This window comes from Roseovarius sp. MMSF_3281 (assembly GCF_030733685.1).
In the GTDB taxonomy this organism is placed as follows: Bacteria; Pseudomonadota; Alphaproteobacteria; order Rhodobacterales; family Rhodobacteraceae; genus Roseovarius.
In genome coordinates this window covers 224,783-241,614 of sequence record NZ_JASHIM010000002.1, presented here as the reverse complement: position 1 = coordinate 241,614, position 16,832 = coordinate 224,783, and the positions used below count along the sequence as shown (strand labels likewise).

Genomic DNA, 16,832 nt, shown 5'->3' with positions numbered 1-16,832 from the left:
CAGCGAGATGAACGAAGGGTTAACGCAGGGCTTAACTCGCAGCCTTCATCAGCCCCTCATCCTGCAACCGCGCGTGGGCGGCATCCAGCGCCTTGGTCGCCCGCTCGATCAATGTGTCGACCTCGGGCTTGGTGATCACCAAGGGCGGCGAGATGACCATCCGGTCGCCCACATGGCGCATCACCAGGTTATTGGCAAAACATTCCTCGCGACAGATCAGCCCCGCAGTGCCCGCATCGGCGGCAAACTGGGCGCGGCTGGCCTTGTCGGGCGTGAGCGCGATAGAGCCCATGAGGCCGGCGATCTTGGCCTCGCCCACAAGTGGGTGATCGGCCAGACCTTCCCATTTTTCTTTCAGGTAAGGCGCGGTTTCGGCCCCTGCGCGCGCAACAATGCCTTCCTCGTCCAGAATACGCAGGTTCTCAAGCGCCACGGCACAGGCCACCGGATGGCCCGAATAGGTATAGCCATGCGCGAATTCGCAGGCGTTCATCACCTCGGCCACCTCGTCACAGACAATCGAGCCACCGATGGGCGCGTAACCGGAACTCAACCCCTTGGCGATGGTCATGATATGCGGCCGGATGCCATAGGTTTGCGAGCCGAACCATTGCCCCGTGCGGCCAAAGCCACAGATCACCTCGTCGGCGATCAACAGGATACCGTATTTGTCACAAATCCGCTGGATCTCGGGCCAGTAGGTTTCGGGCGGGATGATCACGCCACCCGCACCCTGGATCGGCTCACCGATAAAGGCGGCGACGCGATCTTGGCCCAAGTCCAGAATGGCCGCTTCCAACTCCTGCGCGCGGGCAAGGCCGAATTCCTCGGGCGTCATATCGCCCGCTTCGGCCCACCAGTTGGGTTGATTGATGTGGTGAATATCGGGGATCGGCAGCCCGCCCTGCGCGTGCATGCCCTGCATCCCGCCAAGGCTGGCACTGCCCACCGACGATCCGTGATAGGCATTCTTGCGGCTGATGATGATATTCTTCTCGGGCTTGCCCTTTTGCGCCCAATAGGTGCGGACCATGCGAATATTGGTGTCATTCGCTTCCGAGCCCGACCCGGCATAGAACACATGGTTCAAATCCCCCGGCGCCAGTTGCGCCAGACGTTCGGAAAGCGCGATCACCGGCACATGGGTCGTCTGGAAGAAGGTGTTGTAATAGGGCAGTTCCTTCATCTGCCGCGCGGCGGCCTCGGCCAATTCCTCGCGGCCATACCCAAGGTTCACGCACCAAAGCCCCGCCATGGCATCAAGGATCTCGTTGCCGTCGCTATCGGTAAGGGTCACGCCATTGGCGCGGGTGATCACCCGCGCGCCCTTGGCGTTCAGTTCATCCCCATGGGTGAAGGGGTGCATGTGGTGGGCGGCATCCAGCGCCTGTAGTTCGGCAGTGGGCATATGGTTGGTGATCAGGGTCATGACCGGGCCTTTCGGGATCTGGGATTCGCGGAAAACGGGCCATGCGCGGCCCTTTGATCCCAGAATATGATCAAATTATTCGCTGTCAATCGAATCAGTCATGGGGGCCGGGATCGTCCAGCGATTGGCGCACTTGCTCCATTCCCTGGATCACATCCTCTCGAATGGCACGGGCCGCGCCCTCGGCATCGCGGGCATGCATCGCGGCCAAAAGCTCCTTGTGTTTGTCGGGTAGATTCCGGGTGCCCATCCGCCCGCAAACGACCCGAAGCGACGGCCCGAACCTGAGCCACAGACCATCCGCCATATCCGCCAGAATCGGCGCATCGGCCAGGTCGTAAAGCCGCTTGTGAAACCGGTAGTTCAGCTCAAGGTATCCCCGCAAATCGCCGCGGTCGATGGCCGCGTCCAATCCTGCGTCCAACTCTTCCAGATGCGTCAGGTCAGCGGGCGCCGCCCGCTCGGTCGCACGCAGGGCCAAATGCGGGTCAAGCCATTGACGTGCAAGGATCAATTCACTCACGTTGGCGGCACTCAACAGCGGCACACAGACCCGGCGATTGCCTTGAAATTCCAACGCGCCCTCGGCGGTCAGACGGCGGATCGCCTCGCGCACCGGGGTCATGCCCGCCCCCAACCGATCGGTCAGGCCCTGAATGGTCACGGCCTGCCCCGGCGCGAACTCCCCGAACAGGATCATTCCACGCAATTGCCGGTAAATCACCTCATGCGCAGGAAGCCTCCGCTGCGGGCCACCTTCGGCGGTCAAATTCTGTGCAGCTTTGGTCATTTCCATTGCCCTTGCCCGCAATCCATGTCGCTCATTACTTGCGAGTTTAACGACTGCGTGAAAACATTACCATATTGCCACGGGCGGATATTTTTGATCAAATCCCCCGTCAAGGCATGGCAAAATGCCGACCAAGGGAGACCACGAATGAAAAACCTGATTCTGACCGCAACCGCCGCCCTGGCCCTTGGCGCGATCTCCGCGCAGGCCGATGAGGTGCGCGTTTATAACTGGTCCGACTACATCGACGAAGAGCTACTGACAAAGTTCGAGGAAGAAACCGGCCTCGATCTGGTTTACGACGTTTTCGACAGTAACGAACTTCTGGAAACCAAGATGCTGGCCGGTGGGTCCGGCTATGACGTCGTGGTGCCGACCGGCAGTTTCCTGTTGCGTCAGATTCAGGCGGGTGCCTTTCAAAAGCTGGATTACGACAAGCTGCCGAACTCTGACAACCTGTGGGACGTGATCAAGGATCGCCTGACCGGCTATGGCTCGGACGTGGCGATCAGCGATTACGCGATCAACTACATGTGGGGCACCACCGGCCTTGGCGTGAACACTGGCAAGGTGACCGAGGCTCTGGGCGAGGATGCCCCGATTGACAGCCTTGCGCTGATCTTCGAACCCGAGAACATGGAAAAGCTGGCCGACTGCGGTGTGCATTTCCTTGATGCCCCCGATGAAATGGTGCCTGCGGCGCTGACCTACCTGGGCCATGACCCCAACACCACCGACACGGACAAGCTTGACGAAGCGGGCGAATTGATGATGTCGGTCCGTCCCTACGTGCAGAAATTCCACAGCAGCGAATACATCAACGCGCTGGCCAATGGCGATATCTGTGTTGCGGTTGGGTGGTCCGGCGATGTGCTTCAGGCCCGCGACCGTGCCGCCGAGGCCGACAACGGCGTCGAGATCGCCTATAACGCGCCGTCCGAAGGCGCCGTCATGTGGTTCGATATGATGGCCATTCCCGCCGACGCCCCCAACCCCGAGGGCGCGCATGAGTTCCTGAACTTCATCATGGATGCACAGAACATGGCCGCGGCGTCGAACTATGTTTACTATGCCAACGGCAACAAGGCATCGCAGGAATACCTCAACGAGGACGTGATCAACGATCCGGCGATCTATCCCTCCGAGGCGGCGCTTGAAAACACCTACATCAAGCGGCCCTATGACATGCGCACACAGCGTGTTGTCACCCGCCTTTGGACCAAGATCAAATCGGGCACCTAAAGCCCCGGCTTCAGGCCCGCGCGACACCCCTCGCGCGGGCCAAATTTTGATGGATGGGACAGGTATGAGCCAAACCGTTTTCGAACCATGGAACGACCCCGACGCAAAGCCATTGATCCAGTTCAAGGGCGTCACCAAACGGTTCGGTGATTTCACCGCCATCGACGACCAGACATTCGATATCTACGAACGCGAGTTCTTTGCCCTGCTTGGCCCCTCGGGCTGTGGCAAGACCACGATGATGCGCATGCTGGCGGGGTTCGAGGCTCCGACGGAAGGCACCATTTGGCTAGACGGGCAGGATATTGCCCCGATCCCCCCCAACAAGCGCGCGGTGAACATGATGTTCCAAAGCTACGCGCTGTTTCCGCATCTGTCGGTCTGGGACAATATCGCCTTCGGCCTGAAACGTGATGGCCTGCCGCGCGATGCCATCGGCGACCGGGTGGCCGAAATGCTCAAACTCACCCGGCTGGAAAAATTCGCCAAGCGCAAACCGCACCAGATTTCCGGCGGACAAAGACAGCGCGTGGCACTGGCCCGCAGCCTTGCAAAGGCGCCCAAGCTGTTGCTACTGGATGAGCCCCTTGGCGCACTGGATGCCAAGCTGCGCCAAGATACGCAGTTTGAGCTGATGGATATTCAGGAAACCACCGGCACCACCTTCGTGATCGTCACCCACGATCAGGAAGAGGCCATGACCGTGGCCTCCCGCGTCGCCGTGATGGACGATGGCCGCATCATGCAGGCCGACACCCCGGCCAATATCTACGAGATGCCCAATTCGGTTTACGTGGCCGATTTCATCGGCGATGTCACCATCCTTGAAGGCACCGCCACCCGGAGCGGCAACGGCTATGACATCACCTTTGCCGAAGGGCAGCCAAGCCTGCACGCCGAAAGCGAGATCGCCCTCACCGACGGCAGCCGCGCGGCCCTCGCCATCCGGCCCGAAAAGGTCTCGATTTCGGCGGAGAGGCCCGAGGATAAGCGCAACGCGCTACAGGGTAAGATCCTTGATATCGCCTATCTTGGGAACCTGTCGACCTATCACGTCGAACTGCCCAGCGGGCAGATCGTCAAGGCGCAGGCCGCCAATACCCGCCGCCTGTCGCGCCGGTCCTTCACTTGGGAAGACGAGGTCTGGATTTCCTGGACGGATACCGCCGCCGTCTTGTTGGAGGCCTGAGCGATGCGGCGCTTGGCCCTTATCGCGGTGCCCTACCTGTGGCTGCTGGCGCTGTTCCTGGTGCCCTTCATCATCGTGCTGAAAATCTCGCTCAGCGACTATGCCCTGTCGATCCCGCCCTATAGCCCAACATTGGACCTTTCCACCGGGTGGCAGGGGATCAAATCCTTCTTCGGCGCGCTGGATTTCGAGAATTTCACCTTCCTGACCACCGATGATCTGTATTGGAAGGCCTACCTTTCGTCGGTGAAAATCGCGGTGGTCGCCACGCTTTGCACGCTTCTGGTAGGCTATCCCATCGCCTATGGCATGGCCAATGCCCCTGATCATTGGCGCCCGACCCTGATGATGCTGGTGATCCTGCCGTTCTGGACCAGTTTCCTTATCCGCGTCTATTCGTGGATGGGCATCCTTTCGACCGAGGGTTACCTCAACCAGCTGCTTATCGGCATGGGCCTGATCTCGGAACCGTTGATGATCCTGAACACCAACACGGCGGTCTATATCGGCATCGTCTATACCTATCTGCCCTTCATGATCTTGCCCATCTACGCCACGCTTGAACGTATGGATGCCTCGCTTCTGGAAGCGGCCGAGGATCTGGGTTGTTCGCGGATGCAGGCCTTTTGGCTGGTGACTTTCCCGCTGTCGCGCAACGGCATCATCGCGGGGTGTTTCCTTGTCTTCATCCCGACCATTGGCGAGTTCGTGATACCGGCGCTTCTGGGCGGGTCCGACACCCTGATGATCGGCAAGGTCCTGTGGGAGGAGTTTTTCAACAACCGCGATTGGCCGGTGGCCTCTGCGGTGGCGGTGATCCTGCTGCTGATCCTGATCATCCCGATCATCCTGTTCCAGCGCAACGAGCAAAAACAGCGGGAGGCCGAGGGATGAGGATCACGTCACAGCCGAAATCTTCAAAAGATTTCGGACCGATTTCTTTTCAAGAAATCGGCACCCCGGGGGCCATCGCATGAGACGCTTCACATGGTTTAACGCCACCTCCCTGACGCTGGGCTTTGCCTTTCTCTACCTGCCTATGGTGATCCTCATCGTCTACAGCTTCAACGCCTCGGAACTGGTGACGGTATGGGCAGGATTTTCCACCAGGTGGTATGGTGAGCTTCTGCAAAACGAAGCGTTTCTCGACGCCGCCTGGGTCACGATCCAGGTGGCTGTCATCAGTTCCACCATCGCGACCGTGCTTGGCACCATGGCGGCCTATGTCCTGGTCCGGGCCGGGCGTTTCGCGGGCCGCACGCTGTTTTCCGGCATGATCTATGCACCGCTTGTCATGCCCGAGGTCATCACCGGCCTGTCGCTTCTGCTGCTTTTCATCGGTATCGGGCTGGACCGTGGGGTGCTGACCATCATCCTTGCCCATACTACTTTTTCGATGTGCTATGTCTCGGTGGTGGTCTCCTCGCGCCTGGTCAGCTTCGATCGTTCGCTCGAAGAAGCAGCGCTTGACCTTGGCTGTACGTCAATGGAGGCGTTTCGCCTTGTCACCCTGCCGATCATCGCCCCTGCCGTGATCTCGGGCTGGCTTCTGGCCTTTACGCTGTCACTTGACGATCTGGTGATCGCAAGCTTCACCGCCGGCCCCTCGGCCACCACCCTTCCGATCAAGATCTGGTCGTCGATCCGCCTTGGCGTCAGCCCCGAGATCAACGCGCTTTCCACGCTGCTGATCGCGATTGTCGCCGTAGGGGTCATCACCGCATCGCTCGTCACCAAGCGCGCCGCCCTCAGGCAAGAGGCGGAAGAACGCGCCGCCGAACGCGCATGAAACGGGTTTTTCCATCCTACACCTATGGCGACGCACCGCGCGCCGCATGCTATTGGGGCGATACGGTCACTGACCCGGGATATCCCGCTGCCGCGGGGCCCATCACCTGCGACGTTGCGGTCATCGGTGCGGGCTTCACCGGGCTGTCCGCGGCCCTGCATCTGGCCGAAAGCGGTGCGGATGTTGTGGTTTTGGAGGCCCGGAACCCGGCCTGGGGGGCCTCGGGCCGCAACGGCGGCTTTTGCTGTCTGGGCGGCTTCGGCGCGCCCGACGGCGTCATCGCCCGCCTGCACGGCGAAGCCGCCCGCGTCGAGGCCCGCCAGACCGAGGCCGCCGCCGTTGAAACCGTCGATGCGCTGACCACCCGCCTTGGGCTTGACATTGACCGCCATTCCAAGGGCGAAACCGTCATGGGGTTCACCGACAAATCGCTGCACGAGTTCGAGACCCTGGCCGAACAGATCCACTCCGACCTCGGGATAACCGCCGACATTCACCAGAACGCCGAACTCGCCGGGCTTGGCATGCGCGGGCCCTTTCATTGCGGCATGACGACACCTGTGGGCTTTGGCCTGAACCCGGCGAAATATACCCTGGGGCTGGCCGATGCCGCGACACGAAACGGCGTGCGCATCTTTTCCCAAAGCCCCGTATGCCGTATTGACCACGCTCAAACGTTCACCCTGCACACCGACAACGCACAGATCACCGCCAAACGCCTGATCGTGGCGACCAATGGCTATTCTTCCGATGATCTGCCCGCGTGGATGCGCGCCCGCTACCTTCCGGCGCAGTCCAACGTGCTGGTCACCCGCAGCATGAGTGACGAGGAAATCGCCGCCCAAGGCTGGTCCACCGATCAAATGTCCTATGACGAACGGTTCTTCCTGCATTACTTTCGCCTGATGCCAAACCGGCGGTTCCTCTTTGGCATGCGCGGCGGGCTGTTCAGCTCATCCAAGTGGGACGGGCGCATGCACCGCACCATCCGCCAGCATTTCGAACGCATGTTCCCCGCGTGGGCGCATATCGACACGCCATACAGTTGGAACGGGTTGCTCAGCCTGTCGCGCGACATGACCCCCTATTGCGGCCCGGTCCCCGAACTGCCCGGCGCTTTCACCGCGCTCAGTTTTCAGGGCAACGGCGTCGCCATGGCCAGTCACGCGGGCAAAATCCTTGCCGATCTGGCGCAAGACAAGACTCCACAAGCCATGTACCCCGAAATCATGCGCAAACCGCCCCGCCGCTTCCCGCTTGGCCGGTTGCGCCGCGCGTGGCTTTGGCCACCCTATGCGGTGGCGCATCTGACCCGGCAATAGGGGGCTAACCCTGCGGTGTTCTAAGGGCACGTGCCTTGCCGCGCTGCAATCCAAGGTGCCGCTCGCGCAGGATGATGATGATCCCCGCAAGGATCACCAGCCCGGCACCGATCAACATCGGCCCGGTCGGCACCTCGTCGAAAATAACATAGCCGATCACCAGCGCAGACAGCATCGAGGCATAATCGAAGGGGGCCACCACGCTCGCGTCGGCAAACCGGTAGGCCGAGGTCAGGAAAATCTGCCCCATGCCGCCCAAAAGCCCGGCAAGAACCAGGTAGAGTGTCTCGGTTCCGCCCGGAATCGCCCAACCAAAGGGAATGGTCAGCACCGACAAAAGCGTCGAGGTCAGCGAAAAATAGAAAACGATTGCGCTTGTTTCCTCGTAGGCCACCAGCTTGCGGATATAAATCTGCGCCAAGGCGGCACAAACCGCCCCCAGCAGAACCAGAACAGCGCCCACCGCCTGCGCCGTTTCCACCGTCGGCCCCGATAAGGTGCTCAGGCGCGGCGACAACACGATCAACACGCCGACAAGGCCCAAACCCACCGCGCCGATCCGGAACAGACCCACCCTTTCATCCAGGAACATCGCCGCGAAGACCACCGTTAACAGCGGCGCGGTATAGCCCAGCGCCGTGACCTCGGGCAGCGGCAACAGGCCAAGCCCGGCAAACATCAGCCCCATCGCCGTGGTCCCCACCACCCCGCGCCAGAAATGCCCCATGGGCGATTTCACCTTCAACCCGGTGCGCAGATCCCCCCGCAGGGCCAGCCATGTCAGGATCACGGGAATGGCAAAGAACGAGCGGAAGAACACCGCCTCGCCGGGCGGCACGGTTTCCGAGGCCGCCTTGACCAAGGCCGACATCACGACAAACAGCGTCACGGAACAAAGTTTCAGGGCAATACCCTTGAAAGGATTCATTGGCACATCTCCTAACGTGCCTTGAATGCGCCTGCCCGCGCAAAAGGTCAATCACCGGTGCCGCACCGGCCGCCTATGACGTGGCAAATGCCGGAAAGTAACTCAGACGAAATAGCCCTGCGTGACAGGCACGCAGGGCTATTCGACAAGCGCTCCTCAGCCCTGACGGGGCCTTCGTCGCGCGGAACGCCGCCAGGCGTGAAAAGCGGCCCTATTCCGCCGCATCCCGCTTGGGCAGCACCCAATCGGGGCGCGGGAAATGGCAGGTGTATCCATTCGGGAAACGCTCAAGATAATCCTGATGCTCGGGCTCGGCCTCCCAGAAATCGCCAACCGGCTCTACTTCGGTCACCACCTTGCCGGGCCAGATGCCGCTGGCCTCTACATCGGCGATGGTATCCAGCGCCACGGTCTTCTGTTCATCATTGCAATAATAGATGGCCGAACGATAGCTCAGCCCAATATCATTGCCCTGCCGGTTCAACGTGGTCGGGTCGTGGATCTGAAAGAAAAACTCCAGCAACTTCCGGTAACTCAACCGCTCAGGATCAAACATCACCTCGATCCCCTCGGCGTGGGTGCCGTGGTTGCGATAGGTGGCGTTGGGCACGTCGCCCCCGGTGTATCCCACGCGGGTCGAAAACACCCCGTCCATGCCCCGGATCAAATCCTGCATTCCCCAGAAACAGCCACCGGCCAGAACCGCACGTTCGCTCATCTCACGTCCTCCACTTGATCCAGGTAATCGCCGTATCCCTCGGCCTCCATCTCGTCGCGATGGATAAACCGCAGGGCAGCGGAATTGATGCAATAACGCAGCCCGCCCCGGTCTTGCGGCCCGTCGGGAAAGACATGCCCAAGGTGGCTGTCGCCATGGGTGCTGCGCACTTCGGTGCGCACCATGCCGTGGCTTTTATCGGTCAGCTCGTTCACATGCGCCGGTTCGATCGGCTTGGTGAAGCTCGGCCAGCCACAACCCGATTCATATTTGTCCGACGAGGCGAACAACGGCTCGCCCGAGACCACGTCCACGTAAATTCCCGGCGCCTTGTTCTCAAGGTACTTGCCGGTGCCGGGGCGCTCGGTGCCGTTCTCTTGCGTCACCCAGTATTCTTCGGGGTCCAGCGCCGCGATCACGTCGGGGTTCTTCTCAAACTTCGGCATTCGGCCCTCCATCTTCTGTTCCCCTCTAAAGATGGGGCAAGGAGCCAGATTTAAAAGGGTTCACCGGCTCTCGCCCACGTTCTCGGCAAAGGATGTCTTGAAGGCCTCCTGCTGATCGGTGCTTGCCTCGGTCTGGTATTTGTCCTTCCACTCGTCATAGGGCATGCCATAGAAAATCTCGCGCGCCTCTTCTTTCGACATCTCGATGCCGCGTTCATTCGCGGCCTCTTGATACCAGCGCGACAGGCAATTCCGGCAGAACCCTCCAAGGTTCATCAGGTCGATATTCTGCACATCGGTCCGCTTTTCCATCAGGTGCTCGCGCAATGTGCGAAATGCGGCGGCTTCCAATTCAATACGGGTCTGGTCGTCCATGGGTATCCTCCTGTCTTTGCCCACAACATGCGCTTGGGCGCGGGCGGGTTCAAGCCGTGTTGATTGACTTCGGCGCGGGCCGCCACACCTTTGTAACTCACTGACCGGAGGCATGATGCGCGTATTTGCAACCCTGATCCTGACCGCCGCCCTTGCGGCCTGTACCCCCGGCGCGCCGCGCTCGGGCGGCGATATCCTGATGATCGGCGACTCGGTTCTGGCGTGGAACCGGACCTCGGGCCGCGATGTGGGAACCGCCCTTGGCCAAAGCCTTGGGCGCAGCGTCACCAATCGCGCCACCCCCGGCGCGCAAATCCGCAAGCGCGGCTTTGCCTCGGCCCTTGGGCTTGGCATCCCCGACCAACTGATCCGGCAACCGTGGAACTGGGTGGTGATGAACGGCGGTGCCAATGACCTTGGGTTCACCTGTGGCTGTACCCGCTGCGACGGTGTGATCGAGGCACTGATTTCCAGCGATGGCACCTCGGGCGAGATCGTCACGCTGATCAACCGCGCCCGCGGCACCGGCGCCAAGGTACTTTGGATGGGCTACTACCGCGCACCGAACTCCGGCACGTTCCAGGGCTGTCGCCCCGGGCTGGTGGAAATCGAACGCCGTATCGCGCGTTTGGCGCAAAACACCCCCGGGGTCGTCTTCATCGATTCCGAGGATGTTATCACCCCGCGCGACCCATCGCTTTACGCATCGGACGCCACCCACCCCTCGCCCAAGGGATCGGCCGTGATCGGCCAATACCTCGCGCAAGGGATCAGGGCGAATTAAAGCATATCCAGTTTACCTTGAATCAAAGGGCATCGCCAATGTCCCGAGAAGGCCGCAGGCCTGGCAGGGTATTGGTGATGCAATAATAACTGGAAACGCTTTAAGGCCTCAGATCGCGGCCTTCAGGCTTTCTTCGATGTAAATCTCGCGCAACCGCTTGGCCACGGGCCCCGGTGTGCCATCGCCCAGCGTCGTGCCGTCGATCTCGACCACCGGCATCACGAAGGCACTGGCCGAGGTGATAAAGCCCTCGTCGGCCTCTTGCGCCTCGTCGATGGTGAAATTCCGTTCTTCCACTTCCATCTGCGCCTCTTGCGCAAACCGCAGCACCGCCGCCCGGGTGATCCCGTGCAGGATGTCGTTGGAAAGCGCCCGCGTGATGATCTTGCCGCCCTTCACGATATAGGCGTTGTTGCTGGTGCCTTCGGTGACATGGCCATCCTCGACCATCCAGGCATCGTCGCACCCGGCGGCCTTGGCCATCATCTTGCCCATCGAGGGGTACAGCAATTGCACCGTCTTGATATCCCGACGGCCCCAGCGCACATCGTCGATGCTGATGATCTTCAGGCCCTTTTCAGCCTGCGGACTATTGGCAAGGCCGGGCTTGGACTGGGTGAACAGCACCACGGTGGGCCGGGTGGTCTCGGCATCGGGGAACACGAAATCGCGGTCGCCATCGCTACCGCGCGTGACCTGAAGGTAAATCAAACCATCCTCGATCCCGTTGCGGGTCACCAACTCGCGGTGAATCTCAAGCAGATCGTCGAACTCGGGCGGGTGCGTCATGTCCAACGCGTTCAGCGAGCGTTCCAACCGCTTCGCATGGCCCGCGAAATCAATCAGCTTGCCCCCCAGCACGCTGGTCACCTCGTAAACCCCGTCGGCCATCAGGAACCCACGGTCGAAAATCGAAACCGTGGCCTCGGTTTCCGGCAGGTATTCGCCATTCACGTAAACGGTTCGGGTCATAATAATCTCTCCTCAGCCCCAGAGCACCGCTTTGGGCGGATGCACCCCGGCCTCATCGAATGTCAAAGCGTTGTCCCGGTCTTCTGCCAGAAGAAGCGGGCCGTCAAGGTCTGTCACCATGGCGCCCTGCGCCACCAATGTCGCAGGCGCCATCGCCAAAGAGCTGCCCACCATGCAGCCCACCATCACCTTGTAACCCTCGGCAAGGGCTGCCTCGCGCAGGGCCAAGGCCTCGGTCAGGCCCCCGGTCTTGTCCAGCTTGATGTTCACCACGTCATATTTGCCCTTGAGATGCGGCAGGCTTGCCCGGTCATGACAGGATTCATCGGCACAGACCGGCACCGGCCGCTCCATCCCGATCAGGGCCTCGTCCTCGCCTGCGGGCAAAGGCTGCTCCACAAGACTCACGCCCAGACGTACCAGATGCGGCGCCAGATCGGCGTAAACCTCCGCCGACCAGCCCTCGTTTGCATCCACGATGATCCGTGCCTCGGGCGCACCGGCGCGCACCGCTTCCAGTCGCGGCATGTCATCCGGCGTGCCCAGCTTGATCTTGAGCAATGGCCGATGCGCATGTTCCGCCGCCTGCGCGCGCATCGCCTCGGGCGCGTCCAGCGACAGGGTATAGGCCGTCACCTCCGGCCCGGGCGCGGCCAGCCCGGCCAAGTCCCAAACCCGCTTGCCCGCGCGCTTGGCCTCCAGGTCCCACAGGGCGCAATCCACCGCGTTGCGCGCGGCCCCGGCGGGCAGCAAATCCTGCAACGCCGCCCGGTCAAAGCTCTCGGGCAGCCCCTCGATCTCTGCCGTCACACTGTCCAATGTCTCGTCATAGCGCGCATAGGGCACACATTCGCCCCAGCCGGTCACGCCGCCGTCACTGATCTTTACCGTCACAACCTCGGTCTGCGTGCGTGATCCCCGGCTGATGGTAAAAACCTGCGCCAGCCGAAACACATCGCGCGTTACTGAAATATCCATGCCCTACCCCTTCTTCTAGCCCAAAATATCCCCGCCGGAGGCATCCGACGGGTCTCCATAGCGCAAAGATCGGATCACAGGGCGGCCAGCGCATCCACCAGCTTGCCCGACCCAAAGCGATAGGGGTCCGTCGCCGGCAGGCCCATGCGTGTTTCGACCTCGGCCAGATAGGCCTTTGCCTCATCTTCGGCCATATGCTGCGTGTTCACCGATACGCCGACCACCTCGCAAGCCGGGTTGGCGATCCGCGCCAAGGGCAGCGCGGTATCGCGCAGCTCTTCCAGCGTGGGCAGGGTATAGTCCGGCAGGCCCCGCATATGGGCGCGGGTCGGCTCATGGCACAGGATCAGGGCATCGGGCTGCCCGCCGTGGATCAGCGCCATGGTCACACCCGAGAAGGACACGTGGAACAGGCTCCCCTGCCCTTCGATCAGGTCCCAGTGATCCTCGTCGTTGTCGGGGCTCAGCCATTCCACCGATCCGGCCATGAAATCTGCAATCACCGCATCCAGCGGGACACCGTCGCCGGTGATCAGGATACCGGTTTGCCCGGTGGCGCGGAAGGTGGCCTTCATGCCACGCTCATGCATGTCCCGCTCCATCGCCATGGCGGTATACATCTTGCCCACCGAGCAATCGGTTCCCACCGGCAGGCAGCGCTTGCCGCGCCGCTTCTTGCCATCGGCAATCGGGTATTCCACTTCGGGCACCCGCACGTCGTGCAAGGTCCGGCCCGTCGCCTCGGCCACCGCCACAAGGTCCGGCTCATCACGCAGCAGGTTGTGCAGCCCGGCAGCAAGGTCAAAGCCGTCCTCAAGCGCCGCCACCAGCACCTTCTTCCACTCCTTGGAAATCACGCCGCCCCGGTTGGCCACGCCAATCACCAGCGTCTTGGCACCGGCGGCCTTGGCCTCTTCAAGCGTCATGTCCGCCAGGCCCAGGTCGGCCCCGCAGCCCTCAAGCCGCAACTGCCCCACGGCGTTGTCGGGCCGCCAATCGCGGATACCGATGGCCACCTTGGCCGCCAACATATCGGGCGCATCACCCAGGAACAGAAGATAGGGGGTCTCGATCATCGACATGGCAGCACCTTTCGAAGCAGGATTCACGGTTTCGCGCGCAGTTTGCGACGCCAAAGGCGCGAAATCCTGCGGAAATCCCCCCATAGTTGGCAATAATCACAAGAACCTTCGAGAATTAACAGACTATTGCGAAGATTCTTCATCCGTCTCGGCCTGATCCTCGACGGCCATGGTTTCAGCACTCCAATATGCCGTCTGCGGCTGACCGAAGTTGCCGACCGTCACAACCTTGCCGGTCTCCTCGGGGACCTGCCGCTGCACCCGGCGCACCGCCGTCACCAACAGCGTTATCGCGAACAGCGACAGCAGGTAGATCATCAGCCCGGTACGTCCTGTCAGGTCCATCACCGTCGGCCCCGAGAACACCCCGATGAACAAGCCGATATTCAAGGAAAACGCCATCGCGCCCCCGGCGGCCACCACCTGCGAGCGGCGCAACTGGTCGTTCGCATGGGCCAGACAGACCGAGTAGACCGGCACACAGGCTGCGGACATGATGGCAAACCGAAGGGTCAGGGCCCTCTCCTCGGCCAGGAAAAGCGAAACGAACGCCACCGCCGCACCGATCACGGCCAACCCGATCAAGGCGCCGCGCCGGTCAAAACGGTCCGCGACAAAGGCGGCCGGATACTGCGCCACCGCCCCCGCCAGCGTCAGCGCCACGGAAATTCCCGCCGCCTGCGCGCGCGACATCCCGATATCCAGCCCATACAGCGGCCCCGACGCAAACAGCGCCCCCATGGTCACACCGGACAGGACCGAGCCGATCACGGCGATGGGTGAAATCCTGAACAGGGCGCGCATCGGCATCCGTTCCGGGGCTTCGTATTCCGGCGGGTCCCCGGCCGTCAGCAGAAGCGGCACGATGGACAAGGAAATAAGGATCGAAACGGTCCCGAACAAAACCATGACAGGCGCCCCCGGCAGCCCGATCAACGAGGTGCCAAAGGCCTGCCCACCGAACTGGGCAAAGAAATAGACCGAAAGAACCTGCGCCCGCTGGTGGTTTTCGACCTGGCCGTTCAGCCAGCTTTCGGTGATCACGTAAAGCCCGGGAAAACAGAACCCCGCCAGAACCCGCATCGCCGTCCATGTATAAGGGTCTTCGGTCAACAGGTGCACGATCGCCGAGATCGAACATAACGAGGCCAGCGCCGCGAAGGCCCGCACATGCCCCGACCCTTCGATCATCCGCGGCGCTATCACCGTCCCGATCAGCGCCCCGGCCGGATACCCCGCCTGCATGATCCCCACCACGGTCGAGGAAAACCCCAGTTCCGATCCCCGGATCGTCAGCAAGGTCATCATCAGGCCGTTGGCCACCATCAACATCAGGATACCCGCGAACAGGGCCCAGTTATCAATCAGTGCACGTCGCATACCTCTGGGGTCACACGAACCACCCACGATAACCCCTCACTTTGCGACAAAGAATGTCGTTTACCGTGCAGATGTGCTGTTTGTGCGCCTTGTGCGTCGCGACGACGGTTATCCGGCACAATTGACCGCAGGGCCGGGGAGTACGCTGCGTCGCCGCATCAAGTACCGACCCGAATCCGACAGCATGCCGGCGACTCAAAAGAATCAATTAAATCGCGAAATCAGTATGTTAACCACAATCCACCCAACGGCTTGCGCTCTGGTCATGCTGCACTGCGTCACAAAACCGGGTTGCAGGCGGGCATGTAATTATATACCGCGGACACAACCGTTCTTGAAACTTTTGAAAAGGTGTATGACATGAGCTTCCGCCTCCAACCCCCTGCCCCCGCACGTCCCAACCGTTGCCAGTTGTTCGGCCCGGGCTCCAACACCAAGCTGTTCGAGAAGATGGCCGCCAGCGCCGCCGATGTGATCAACATCGACCTCGAAGATTCCGTCGCCCCCACCGACAAGGACGTGGCTCGCGAAAACACCATCCAGGCGATCAACGATGTCGACTGGGGCAACAAGTATCTCAGCGTCCGGATCAACGGGCTGGATACCCCTTATTGGTACCGCGACGTGGTCGACCTGCTTGAAAAGGCCGGCGACCGCCTTGATCAGATCATGATCCCCAAGGCAGGCTGCGCCGAAGATATCTATGCCGTCGACGCGCTTGTCACCGCGATCGAGGCCGCCAAGGGCCGCGCCAAGCGGATCAGCTTCGAGGCGATCATCGAATCCGCCGCTGGCATCGCCCATGTCGAAGCCATCGCCGCCGCCAGCCCCCGGATGCAGGCCCTCAGCCTCGGCGCGGCTGATTTTGCCGCCTCCATGGGCATGTCCACCACCGGCATCGGCGGGACGCAGGAAAACTACTACATGATCCGCGAAGGCGAGAAATACTGGTCCGACCCGTGGCACTGGGCGCAAACCGCCATTGTCGCGGCCTGCCGCACCCATGGCCTCCTGCCCGTCGATGGCCCCTTCGGCGACTTCTCGGACGATGACGGTTTCCGCGCGCAGGCGCTACGCTCCGCCACCCTCGGCATGGTTGGCAAATGGGCCATCCACCCCAAGCAGATCGCCCTTGCCAACGAGGTCTTCACCCCCACCGCCGAGGCCGTTCAGGAAGCCCGCGAAATCCTGCAGGCCATGGAAGAGGCCAAGGCCCGCGGCGAAGGGGCCACCACTTACAAGGGCCGCCTTGTCGATATCGCCTCGATCAAGCAGGCCGAGGTCATCGTCAAACAGGCCGAGATGATCGAAACCATGTAAGGCACGGAGATAGAACGGAAAAACCCGGTGAGTTCCCACTCACCGGGTTTTTTCATGTCTCGCCCCGGGCGTGACCCGGGGCCTCCCG

At 61.5% G+C, this 16,832-nt stretch carries 17 protein-coding genes; 7 read left to right on the top strand and 10 right to left on the bottom strand.

What is annotated here, in order from left to right; translation table 11 throughout:
• Positions 1-31 precede the first annotated feature (31 nt).
• Together RBB32_RS03825 and RBB32_RS03820 are read right to left on the bottom strand one after the other, a co-directional pair.
• A complete protein-coding gene (locus RBB32_RS03825; protein ID WP_306151357.1) occupies positions 32-1,429 on the bottom strand; it encodes an aspartate aminotransferase family protein in 1,398 nt (465 codons plus the stop codon).
• A 94-nt stretch (positions 1,430-1,523) separates the two neighbouring features.
• Positions 1,524-2,219, bottom strand: coding sequence for a GntR family transcriptional regulator (locus RBB32_RS03820; RefSeq protein ID WP_306151356.1), 696 nt, complete (start codon positions 2,217-2,219; stop codon positions 1,524-1,526).
• A 147-nt stretch (positions 2,220-2,366) separates the two neighbouring features.
• Between RBB32_RS03820 and RBB32_RS03815 the strand changes: the two genes are divergently transcribed.
• From RBB32_RS03815 to RBB32_RS03795, 5 genes are all read left to right on the top strand, one after another.
• Entirely contained in the window at positions 2,367-3,461 is a 1,095-nt protein-coding gene (locus tag RBB32_RS03815) for a polyamine ABC transporter substrate-binding protein (RefSeq protein WP_306151355.1), read from the top strand.
• 64 nt (positions 3,462-3,525) lie between these two features.
• Entirely contained in the window at positions 3,526-4,650 is a 1,125-nt protein-coding gene (locus tag RBB32_RS03810) for an ABC transporter ATP-binding protein (RefSeq protein WP_306151354.1), read from the top strand.
• 3 nt (positions 4,651-4,653) lie between these two features.
• Positions 4,654-5,544: an ABC transporter permease subunit gene (locus RBB32_RS03805; RefSeq protein ID WP_306151353.1), complete on the top strand. Its 891-nt coding sequence runs from the start codon at positions 4,654-4,656 to the stop codon at positions 5,542-5,544.
• A 79-nt stretch (positions 5,545-5,623) separates the two neighbouring features.
• A complete protein-coding gene (locus RBB32_RS03800) occupies positions 5,624-6,439 on the top strand; it encodes an ABC transporter permease (RefSeq protein WP_306151352.1) in 816 nt (271 codons plus the stop codon).
• A complete protein-coding gene (locus RBB32_RS03795) occupies positions 6,436-7,761 on the top strand; it encodes an FAD-binding oxidoreductase (RefSeq protein ID WP_306151351.1) in 1,326 nt (441 codons plus the stop codon). Before RBB32_RS03800 ends, RBB32_RS03795 begins: the two co-directional genes overlap by 4 nt.
• A 4-nt stretch (positions 7,762-7,765) precedes the next feature.
• Here RBB32_RS03795 and RBB32_RS03790 read toward each other — a convergent pair whose 3' ends face one another.
• The 4 genes from RBB32_RS03790 to RBB32_RS03775 form a co-directional block, all read right to left on the bottom strand.
• Entirely contained in the window at positions 7,766-8,689 is a 924-nt protein-coding gene (locus tag RBB32_RS03790; RefSeq protein WP_306151350.1) for a DMT family transporter, read from the bottom strand.
• 211 nt (positions 8,690-8,900) lie between these two features.
• Positions 8,901-9,407, bottom strand: a complete 507-nt coding sequence (msrA, locus tag RBB32_RS03785) for a peptide-methionine (S)-S-oxide reductase MsrA (RefSeq protein ID WP_306151349.1) — start codon at positions 9,405-9,407, stop codon at positions 8,901-8,903.
• Positions 9,404-9,853, bottom strand: coding sequence for a peptide-methionine (R)-S-oxide reductase MsrB (gene msrB, locus RBB32_RS03780; protein WP_306151348.1), 450 nt, complete (start codon positions 9,851-9,853; stop codon positions 9,404-9,406). Before msrB ends, msrA begins: the two co-directional genes overlap by 4 nt.
• A gap of 60 nt (positions 9,854-9,913) precedes the next feature.
• Complete coding sequence (locus RBB32_RS03775) at positions 9,914-10,228, bottom strand: DUF1244 domain-containing protein (protein WP_306151347.1); 315 nt, start codon at positions 10,226-10,228, stop codon at positions 9,914-9,916.
• 115 nt (positions 10,229-10,343) lie between these two features.
• Between RBB32_RS03775 and RBB32_RS03770 the strand changes: the two genes are divergently transcribed.
• Complete coding sequence (locus RBB32_RS03770; protein ID WP_306151346.1) at positions 10,344-11,012, top strand: SGNH/GDSL hydrolase family protein; 669 nt, start codon at positions 10,344-10,346, stop codon at positions 11,010-11,012.
• A gap of 108 nt (positions 11,013-11,120) precedes the next feature.
• Here the strand turns inward: RBB32_RS03770 and RBB32_RS03765 are convergent, their stop codons facing one another.
• The 4 genes from RBB32_RS03765 to RBB32_RS03750 all read right to left on the bottom strand — a co-directional run bounded on the left by RBB32_RS03765 (position 11,121) and on the right by RBB32_RS03750 (position 15,424).
• Complete coding sequence (locus RBB32_RS03765; RefSeq protein WP_306151345.1) at positions 11,121-11,984, bottom strand: D-amino-acid transaminase; 864 nt, start codon at positions 11,982-11,984, stop codon at positions 11,121-11,123.
• A 12-nt stretch (positions 11,985-11,996) separates the two neighbouring features.
• A complete protein-coding gene (dgcA, locus tag RBB32_RS03760; RefSeq protein WP_306151344.1) occupies positions 11,997-12,962 on the bottom strand; it encodes an N-acetyl-D-Glu racemase DgcA in 966 nt (321 codons plus the stop codon).
• Between the two features lie 74 nt (positions 12,963-13,036).
• Positions 13,037-14,038 (bottom strand): N-acetyltransferase DgcN, encoded by a 1,002-nt coding sequence (dgcN, locus tag RBB32_RS03755; RefSeq protein ID WP_306151594.1) that lies wholly within the window; start codon positions 14,036-14,038, stop codon positions 13,037-13,039.
• A 129-nt stretch (positions 14,039-14,167) separates the two neighbouring features.
• Positions 14,168-15,424 (bottom strand): MFS transporter, encoded by a 1,257-nt coding sequence (locus RBB32_RS03750; protein WP_306151343.1) that lies wholly within the window; start codon positions 15,422-15,424, stop codon positions 14,168-14,170.
• A gap of 360 nt (positions 15,425-15,784) precedes the next feature.
• Here RBB32_RS03750 and RBB32_RS03745 point away from each other — a divergent pair, with 360 nt between their 5' ends.
• The gene (locus tag RBB32_RS03745; protein ID WP_306151342.1) at positions 15,785-16,744 is read left to right on the top strand and encodes an L-malyl-CoA/beta-methylmalyl-CoA lyase; all 960 of its coding nucleotides are present in this window, start codon (positions 15,785-15,787) and stop codon (positions 16,742-16,744) included.
• The last annotated feature ends 88 nt before the right edge of the window (positions 16,745-16,832 follow it).